Here is a 7,333-nt window from a genome sequence, read left to right on the forward strand (position 1 = left end):
CTCCGCCCTGTGGGTGAGCGACCCGCGCTGGCCGGAGCTGGTCCACCCCTTCGCCAGCGCCATCGACAGCCCCCTGCCGGAGGCGCCGGCCCACGTCCACATGATGCTGGGGTCGAAGGCCAATTGGGTGCCGGTCGAGGCCGGGCCGGGAGACGAGCACAGCGACGACTATCCGCCGGAATCGCTGGAGGAGTGGCACCGGGCGCATGGGAAACTGGACGGCGGGGCGTGATCCCCGCCGTCCGGGCCGGTCATTTGTTCAGATTTCAGTTCTTCAGCTTGTAGCCGGTGCGGAAGATCCACCAGACCGCCGTCAGGCAGAGCGCCAGGAACAGGGCGGTCATGGCGAGGCTGATCCCCACCGGCACGTCGGCCTGTCCGTAGAAGCTCCAGCGGAAGCCGCTGACCAGATAGACCACCGGGTTGAACAGGGTGATCTTCTGCCACAGCGGCGGCAACATGCTGATCGAGTAGAAGCTGCCGCCGAGGAAGGCCAGCGGCGTGATGACCAGGATCGGCACGATCTGGAGCTTCTCCCAGCCGTCCGCCCAGACGCCCAGGATGAAGCCGAACAGGCTGAAGGTGACCGAGGTCAGGACCAGGAAGGCGACCATCCAGAACGGGTGCTGGATCGAGTAGTCGACGAACAGCCGGGCGGTCAGCAGGATCAGCACGCCGAGGATCATCGACTTGGTCGCCGCCGCCCCGACATAGCCGAGCACCGTCTCGAAGGCCGAGATCGGGGCCGACAGCACCTCGTAGATCGTGCCGGAGTAGCGCGGCATGTAGATGCCGAAGGAGGCGTTGGACACGCTTTCCGTCAGCACCGACATCATGACGAGGCCGGGCACCAGGAAGGCGCCGTAGGTCACCCCGTCCACCGCCGTGAAGCGCCCGCCGATGGCCGCGCCGAAGACGATGAAGTAGAGCGAGGTCGAGATGACCGGCGCCGCGATGCTCTGGAACAGCGTGCGCCAGGTGCGGGCCAGTTCGAACAGGTAGATGGCCTTGACCGCATGAAGGTTGATGGGGGAGGTCATGCCCGCTCCTTCACAAGGCTGACGAAGATCTCCTCGAGGGAGCTTTCCTCGGTGTGCAGGTTGGTGAAATCGATGCCGTGGTCGCCGAGCTTGCGGAGAAGCCGGGCGATGCCCGTCTGGTCGTCCTGCGTGTCGAAGCTGTAGACCAGCTCCCGCCCGTCGCCGGACAGGGTCAGGGGGTAGTCGGCCAGCTCCGCCGGGATGGCCTCCAGCGGGTTCTGGAGCTGCAGGGTCAGCAGCCGCTTGCCCAGCTTGCGCATCAGCGCCGCCTTGTCCTCGACCAGCACGATGCGGCCGTTGGAGATGACGCCGATGCTGTCGGCCATCTCCTCCGCCTCCTCGATGTAGTGGGTGGTCAGGATGATGGTCACGCCGCTGTCGCGCAGCCGCCCGATCATCTCCCACATGCCGCGGCGAAGCTCCACGTCCACACCGGCGGTCGGCTCGTCGAGGAAGAGGATGCGCGGCTCGTGCGACAGGGCCTTGGCGATCATCACGCGGCGCTTCATGCCGCCGGACAGCGCCATGACCTTGCTGTCCTTCTTGTTCCAGAGGGACAGGTCCTTCAGCACCTTCTCGATGTGGGCGGGATCGGGCGGCTTGCCGAACAGCCCGCGGCTGAAGCTGACGGTGGCCCAGACGCTCTCGAACGCCTCGGTCGTCAGCTCCTGCGGGACGAGGCCGATCAGCGAGCGCGCCGCGCGCCAGTCGCGCACGATGTCGTGCCCGTCGACCGTCACGGTGCCCGCGGTGGCGTTGACGATGCCGCAGACGGTGCTGATGAGCGTCGTCTTGCCGGCCCCGTTCGGTCCCAGCAAGGCGAAGATCTCGCCGCGGCGGATGTCGAGATCGACCCCCTTCAGCGCCTGGAAGCCGGTGGCGTAGGTCTTTTCCAGCCCACGCACCTGAATGATCGGCTGCATGTCCCCCCTCTGCCTGTCGGTCGGCCCGTTCCGGGCGGGCGTCACCTTAACGGCGGGACAGTCCGCGGTCATCGGGCATTCGGCGCGACGCAACCATTCCGGATAAGGGGGTCCTGATTTGGGAGTCCCGATTCGGGGTGGGGGAGGCCCGCCCACAAATGATTTCGGGACAACAGCCCTGTCCATCCCCATATTATGTAAAAAGCACGAAAGAGGACGAGCGCTCATGCCAAAAGATGTTGTGCTCAGCGATGTCGATGTCTGGGAAAGCTCCATCACCACATGGCTGCGGGCCAATGTGGCCGAGGACCCGGCCCACGATGTCGACCATCTTCTTCGCGTCTGGCGCACCGCCAAGGCCCTGGCCGCGGCGGAGGCCGAACGGGACGGCGGGCCGCCGCCTGACATGCTGGTCGTGCTGGCCGCGGCCCTGCTCCACGACATCGTGAACGTGCCGAAGGACCACCCGGACCGCAGCCGCGCCTCCCGCCTGTCGGCGGAGCGGGCGGAGGAGGTTCTGAGCGGCATGGGCTTCCCGGACGCGCTGATCCCCGCCACCCGCCACGCCATCGAGGCGCACAGCTATTCCGCCGGCATCCCGCCGCTGACCATCGAGGCGAAGCTGGTCCAGGACGCCGACCGGCTGGAAAGCCTGGGGGCCATCGGCATCGCCCGCTGCTTCGCCACCTCCGGCCTGATGAAGCGGGCGCTGTTCCACGGCGAGGACCCGATGGCCGAGGGCCGCCCGCTGGACGACCTGCAATACGCGCTGGACCATTTCAAGGCGAAGCTGCTGCTGCTTCCCAACACCATGCAGACCCCGGCCGGGCGGGCGCGGGCGCAGGAGCGGGCGGCCTTCCTGCTGTCCTTCCAGGTCCAGCTTCTGGCGGAGATCGCCGGGGACGCCTGAGCACTCCGGGGGCGGCGGCGCCGAGATGGTGATCACTTGCCGCCGGTGACGTCGAGGAAGGTGCCGGTGATGAAGGACGCCTCGGCGCTTGCCAGCCACAGGATCGCCCGCGCGACCTCCTCGGGCTGACCGCCCCGTCCCATGGGGATCGAGTCCTTGACGCGATCCACCCGTCCCGGCTCGCCACCGCTCGCGTGCATGTCGGTGTGGATGTGCCCGGGGCGGATGGCGTTGACGCGGATGCCGTCCCGCGCGACCTCCTTGGCGAAGCCGGTCGTGAACGTCTCAAGGGCGCCCTTCGAGGCGGCGTAGTCGACATATTCGTTCGGACTGCCGAGCCGGGCCGACGCCGACGAGACGTTGATCACCACGCCGCCCCGCCCGCCGTGGCGATGGGACATGCGCTTCGCCGCCTGCTGCGCGCAGAGGATCGGGCCGATCGCGTTGACCGCGAAGATGCGCTGCATCCGCTCCAGTTCGAGGTCCTCGGTCCGGCACTGCCGGGCCAGCACCGCGGCGTTGTTGACCAGGACGTCGATCCGGCCGAACTCCCGGTCGATCGCGGCGAACAGCCGGGCGACCTGCGCCGGATCCGCGCTGTCGGCGCGCACCGGCAAGGCGCGCCGCCCGAGAGCCTCCACATCCGCCGCCACGGCACGGGCGGCGGACTCGTTGGCGACGAAGCTGATCGCGACATCGTAGCCCTGCGCGGCGGCAAGCCTTGCGGTCGCCGCGCCCACGCCACGGCTTCCACCCGTTATCAGAATCAGCGGCGCCTGGGGGGCGGTGTTCATTGGACGACCCTTTCCTGTGGTGGCGGGATGGTCATGCGGGTTCGGGGGCGGCGGAGGGCCGGCGGCCGAGATGCGGCCTCAGCGTCAGGACCAGCGGAACGATCAGGGCGGCGGTCGCCGCCGAGGCCAGCACGCCGATCGCCTGGGTGCTGTGATCGGCAATCGCGCCGTAGAGGATCGGCGCCAGGCCCCCGGAACCGATGACACTCGTGTAGAAGACCGCGAAGGCCCGGCCGGTGTCGCCCTCGGAAAGCTCCGGCACGGCGCCGTAGAGCACCGACGAGGTGCCGTTGAGCACGATGCCGAGCAACGGCAGCAGGATGAGCGTCGGCGTCAGCGGCGTGACCAGCGTCGCCGCGATCAGCACGGCCGTGGCGGCCTCGGTCGCCATGACGCTGCCGACGACACCCAGCCGCTCCCCGAGCCGGCTGCACGTCGCCTTTCCGAACGCGCCGCCGACGAACAGCAGGGCGAGGGCCAGACCGACCGTCGCCGTGTCGCCGCCCTGCCCATGGATGAGGAAGGGCAGAAACAGCAGATAGCCCATGCGGGTCGCCGTATCGAGCGCGCCGATCGTCGTCAGGATGCCGAAGCCGCCGCGGCCCCGGCCGGAGGCCGCCCCCGTCGCGGCGGCCCTGGCGATGGGAGTCGCCGGCACCAGCGGCACCAGGGCGACCGACAGGATGAGTCCAAGCGCCGCCATCAGCCCCAGCACCGGCTGCCAGGCGAGGAGCGGCAGCAGCACCGCGACGAGCGCCGGCAACGCGGCCTTTCCGAGATCGCCGGAGAAGTTGTAGATGCCGAGCGGGTGGCGCGATGCCGCGCCGTAACTGGCGGTGACGAGCATCGAGCCGCAGGGGTGCTGGATGCTCGATCCGATGCCGGCCACGACGAGGCCGACGCACAGACCCGCAAAGCCGAACGGCGCCGCCATGATCAGCAGGCCCGTGGACGCGAGGACGGTCGACAGGATCAGCGCCGCCCGCGGCGACAGGCCGCGCAGCGCCCGGTCGGCCGGGATCTGCAATCCTCCCATCGTTCCGTAGTAAAGAGCGCGGATGATGGCCAGCGCCGCATAGGAAAGACCGAAATCCGCCTGCCATACCGGCATGAACGCGTAGAGAGCGTCGGTATAGCCGTCATGCAGCGCGTGTGCGAGGCAGGCGCCTGCCAAGCTTTTCTTTTTCCGAGTCCGCCAATCCTGCGAATTCATCTTCCTTTGATCCCTCGACGACGCAACGGATCTTGCTCGGCTGGGGCAATTTCAACGGCATGGTATACGCGTGAGGTTTCATCGACTAGTATGCTTTGAATCACGGATACCGTTCGTTTTCCTCACGGATCGCCCATGCGTCGCCTTCCCCCCCTGAACGCCCTGCGCATCTTCGAGGTCGCGGCCCGAACCGGCAGCTATGCCGAAGCCGGAGCCGAACTCGGTCTTACCCATGGCGCGGTGAGCCGCCAGATCGCGGCGCTCGAAAGCTGGCTCGGGCAGAGGCTCTTCATGAAGGACGGGCGCCGCATGGTCGCGACGCCGATGGCGAAAATCTTCGCCGCCGAGGTCGGTCTTTCCTTCGACCGCCTGGCCGTCGCGGCGCAAGCCTGTGGCCGGCCCGACGCGCGCCGCATCCTGCGTGTCAGCGCTCCGACCAGCTTCGCGATGCGCTGGCTGATCCCGCGGCTCAACCGGTACCACGCCGACCATCCGCATGTGGAGGTCGCGGTCACGACGGTTTCGACCGTGCTCGAAGACTTGCGCGGGGGTGTCGACGTGGCGATCCGGCGCGGCGTCGCGCGGGAGCATGTGTGGCCTCAGCATCGCGTCGTCCCGGTGCTGGATGACGTGGACACGCTGATCATGAGCCCGGCGCTGTTCGCGCGACGGCCGATCCTGAAGCCCGCTGACATCGAGGGGCATACGCTGCTGGCAAGCGAAACCCGTGCCGGCGATTGGGCGAACTGGCTTGAGGCGGCAGGGCTCGAACACCTTGCCGGGCATCCCCGCCGGACATTTGACCACTTTTTCGTGACCCGTCAGGCGGTGGAGGACGGGCTTGGCATCGGGATCGGCCCGTTGCCGATGCTGGAGATCGACGTCGCCGGCGGAAGGCTGATGACGCCGCTGCCGGACATCCGCGTTCCGAGGACGGGGTATGTCGCGCTCATTCCCCGTCGGGCCGATGCCGGGAAGCTGGCCGGAAACCTTGTTGGCGGCTTCGTCGACTGGCTTGTCGGAGAGGCGCGGGACGCGCGGTGACGAGCCGGGCTAAACCCCGGTGCTCTCGGCCATGGTGGGCGGAGTTCGGAAAAGCGGCCGAAACCGATGGACGAAACGAAAAAGGACCGCTCCGGGGGAGTCGGTCCTTTTTTCCGGCCCGGATGGGCGGGCCGCCGCGTCGTGGGGCCGGGTGGCCCAGGCGCCGGTCATTCGCGCATCAGCGTCGGCAGGTCGAGCGTCGAGGTGCCGGCCGCCGGGGCATAGGTGCCGGACGACACGGCCTGGTATACGATATACAACGGAGTGGCCGAGAACCAAGCGCCGGCGAATTCCGTAACACCCTTGGCGATGGTCGACAGAAGGCCGTCGTGATGGCTGTGATGGGCGGAAGCGTAAGCCATGATGTGTCTCCTCTTTGCTGGTGGGGTTATGGTGCACTGGTATACCCGATACCAGAAGCGCTATGCCCGCAGAGCAGCAAGACCGAAAAATTACAGCTTCCTCAAGCGTTTAGGCACGAAACAGTCGGGTTGGCGAACCAAAAAAATGGATACTCCGGTATGACTCCTGCCGCATGATTGCGTATGTGTTTGCCGGGGAATCGCGTATTCTCCGATCATTACCCCTGCAGATAATCTGGAGAGCCGTCTGTGCCGGTGCATGAGTGGCCGCAGATCGTGCGCGCGTTGCGAAGGCTGCACGGCCTGACCGCCGCGCAGTTCGCCGTCATGCTGGCCACCACCGAGGACACCGTCGCCCGCTGGGAATCCGGCGCCGCCCTGCCCGACCCGCGGGAGCAGGCGCTGTTGCGCGACGTGCTGACCGGCCATTTCCGGCACCACCCCACCTTCCTCGGCCTGAAGGCGATGGTGCGGAGCATGGGCGAGAAATGCACCCTCTACACGCCCGGGCTGATCGCGCAGGCCGTGTCGCCGCCGCTGGCCCGATGGCTTGAGCGGCACCACTTCGACATCGTCGGCTCCTCCCTGCTGCCGCGCATCGACGGGCTGACCGCGGAGATGATGGAGCGCTACGCCCTGCCCATGCTGGAAGGGACGAACGACGTGCTGTCGGTCACCTACAACGACCGGGCCGTGGCCTTCCGCAACGCCGTCATCAACCGGCGGCTGAGCGTCGTGCCGGTGGACGGGGTGCGCGTCCTCGTGCTGGTGGACCAGGTGCTCTATCTGGACGACGGCCGGGACACGCCGGACCCGGATGTCCACATGCTCACCGCCGACCAGCTGGTCGACGACTGACCGGCCCTTCCGAAGGTCCGGCTTGCCCCCGGCGGCGTTGTCTGCTCCATGGACGCCGGTACGGAGGGGAGCCAAAACCTTGAGCACAGGACTGATCGCGTTGCTGGACGATGTGGCCGGGCTGGCGAAGGTCGCCGCCGCCTCGCTGGACGACGCCGCGGGACAGGCGGCGCGGGCGGGGGCCAAGGC

At 67.8% G+C, this 7,333-nt stretch carries 9 protein-coding genes and 1 pseudogene; 5 read left to right on the forward strand and 5 right to left on the reverse strand.

Features of this window, described 5'->3' with window-relative positions; translation table 11 throughout:
• A pseudogene (locus GBZ26_RS24785) lies at positions 1-232 on the forward strand (GFA family protein); the annotation flags it as partial.
• 34 nt (positions 233-266) lie between these two features.
• On the opposite strand, the gene GBZ26_RS24790 reads toward GBZ26_RS24785, so the two are convergent.
• Positions 267-1,040: an ABC transporter permease gene (locus GBZ26_RS24790; RefSeq protein ID WP_211104948.1), complete on the reverse strand. Its 774-nt coding sequence runs from the start codon at positions 1,038-1,040 to the stop codon at positions 267-269.
• Positions 1,037-1,963, reverse strand: a complete 927-nt coding sequence (locus tag GBZ26_RS24795) for an ABC transporter ATP-binding protein (protein ID WP_174441127.1) — start codon at positions 1,961-1,963, stop codon at positions 1,037-1,039. Before GBZ26_RS24795 ends, GBZ26_RS24790 begins: the two co-directional genes overlap by 4 nt.
• Before the next feature lie 226 nt (positions 1,964-2,189).
• On the opposite strand from GBZ26_RS24795, the gene GBZ26_RS24800 reads away from it, so the two are divergent.
• Positions 2,190-2,873 carry an HD domain-containing protein gene (locus tag GBZ26_RS24800; protein WP_051140735.1) on the forward strand — a complete coding sequence of 228 codons (684 nt, stop codon included), beginning with the start codon at positions 2,190-2,192 and terminating at the stop codon, positions 2,871-2,873.
• A 32-nt stretch (positions 2,874-2,905) separates the two neighbouring features.
• On the opposite strand, the gene GBZ26_RS24805 is transcribed toward GBZ26_RS24800, so the two are convergent.
• Positions 2,906-3,667 carry an SDR family oxidoreductase gene (locus GBZ26_RS24805; protein WP_174441128.1) on the reverse strand — a complete coding sequence of 254 codons (762 nt, stop codon included), beginning with the start codon at positions 3,665-3,667 and terminating at the stop codon, positions 2,906-2,908.
• A gap of 31 nt (positions 3,668-3,698) precedes the next feature.
• Positions 3,699-4,880 (reverse strand): MFS transporter, encoded by a 1,182-nt coding sequence (locus GBZ26_RS24810; RefSeq protein ID WP_174441129.1) that lies wholly within the window; start codon positions 4,878-4,880, stop codon positions 3,699-3,701.
• 135 nt (positions 4,881-5,015) lie between these two features.
• Between GBZ26_RS24810 and GBZ26_RS24815 the strand changes: the two genes are divergently transcribed.
• Positions 5,016-5,924 carry a LysR substrate-binding domain-containing protein gene (locus GBZ26_RS24815; RefSeq protein ID WP_174441130.1) on the forward strand — a complete coding sequence of 303 codons (909 nt, stop codon included), beginning with the start codon at positions 5,016-5,018 and terminating at the stop codon, positions 5,922-5,924.
• Between the two features lie 167 nt (positions 5,925-6,091).
• On the opposite strand, the gene GBZ26_RS24820 is transcribed toward GBZ26_RS24815, so the two are convergent.
• Entirely contained in the window at positions 6,092-6,286 is a 195-nt protein-coding gene (locus tag GBZ26_RS24820) for a hypothetical protein (RefSeq protein WP_035680112.1), read from the reverse strand.
• Positions 6,287-6,535: 249 nt separating this feature from the next.
• Between GBZ26_RS24820 and GBZ26_RS24825 the strand changes: the two genes are divergently transcribed.
• On the forward strand, positions 6,536-7,144 hold the full coding sequence (locus tag GBZ26_RS24825; protein ID WP_174441131.1) for a helix-turn-helix domain-containing protein: 609 nt from the start codon (positions 6,536-6,538) through the stop codon (positions 7,142-7,144).
• The coding region (locus GBZ26_RS30455) for a DUF808 family protein (protein WP_247884900.1) at positions 7,104-7,333 on the forward strand (230 nt) is incomplete at its 3' end. The genes GBZ26_RS24825 and GBZ26_RS30455, both read left to right, overlap by 41 nt.

Source organism: Azospirillum formosense (assembly GCF_013340925.1).
Taxonomy (GTDB): domain Bacteria; phylum Pseudomonadota; class Alphaproteobacteria; order Azospirillales; family Azospirillaceae; genus Azospirillum; species Azospirillum formosense.

Bases quoted from the DNA above. Each gene is read 5' to 3' on its own strand.
- GBZ26_RS24790 (WP_211104948.1), bottom strand. From the start codon at position 1,040: ATGACCTCCCCCATCAACCTTCATGCGGTCAAGGCCATCTACCTGTTC.
- GBZ26_RS24795 (WP_174441127.1), bottom strand. From the start codon at position 1,963: ATGCAGCCGATCATTCAGGTGCGTGGGCTGGAAAAGACCTACGCCACC.
- GBZ26_RS24800 (WP_051140735.1), top strand. From the start codon at position 2,190: ATGCCAAAAGATGTTGTGCTCAGCGATGTCGATGTCTGGGAAAGCTCC.
- GBZ26_RS24805 (WP_174441128.1), bottom strand. From the start codon at position 3,667: ATGAACACCGCCCCCCAGGCGCCGCTGATTCTGATAACGGGTGGAAGC.
- GBZ26_RS24810 (WP_174441129.1), bottom strand. From the start codon at position 4,880: ATGAATTCGCAGGATTGGCGGACTCGGAAAAAGAAAAGCTTGGCAGGC.
- GBZ26_RS24815 (WP_174441130.1), top strand. From the start codon at position 5,016: ATGCGTCGCCTTCCCCCCCTGAACGCCCTGCGCATCTTCGAGGTCGCG.
- GBZ26_RS24820 (WP_035680112.1), bottom strand. From the start codon at position 6,286: ATGGCTTACGCTTCCGCCCATCACAGCCATCACGACGGCCTTCTGTCG.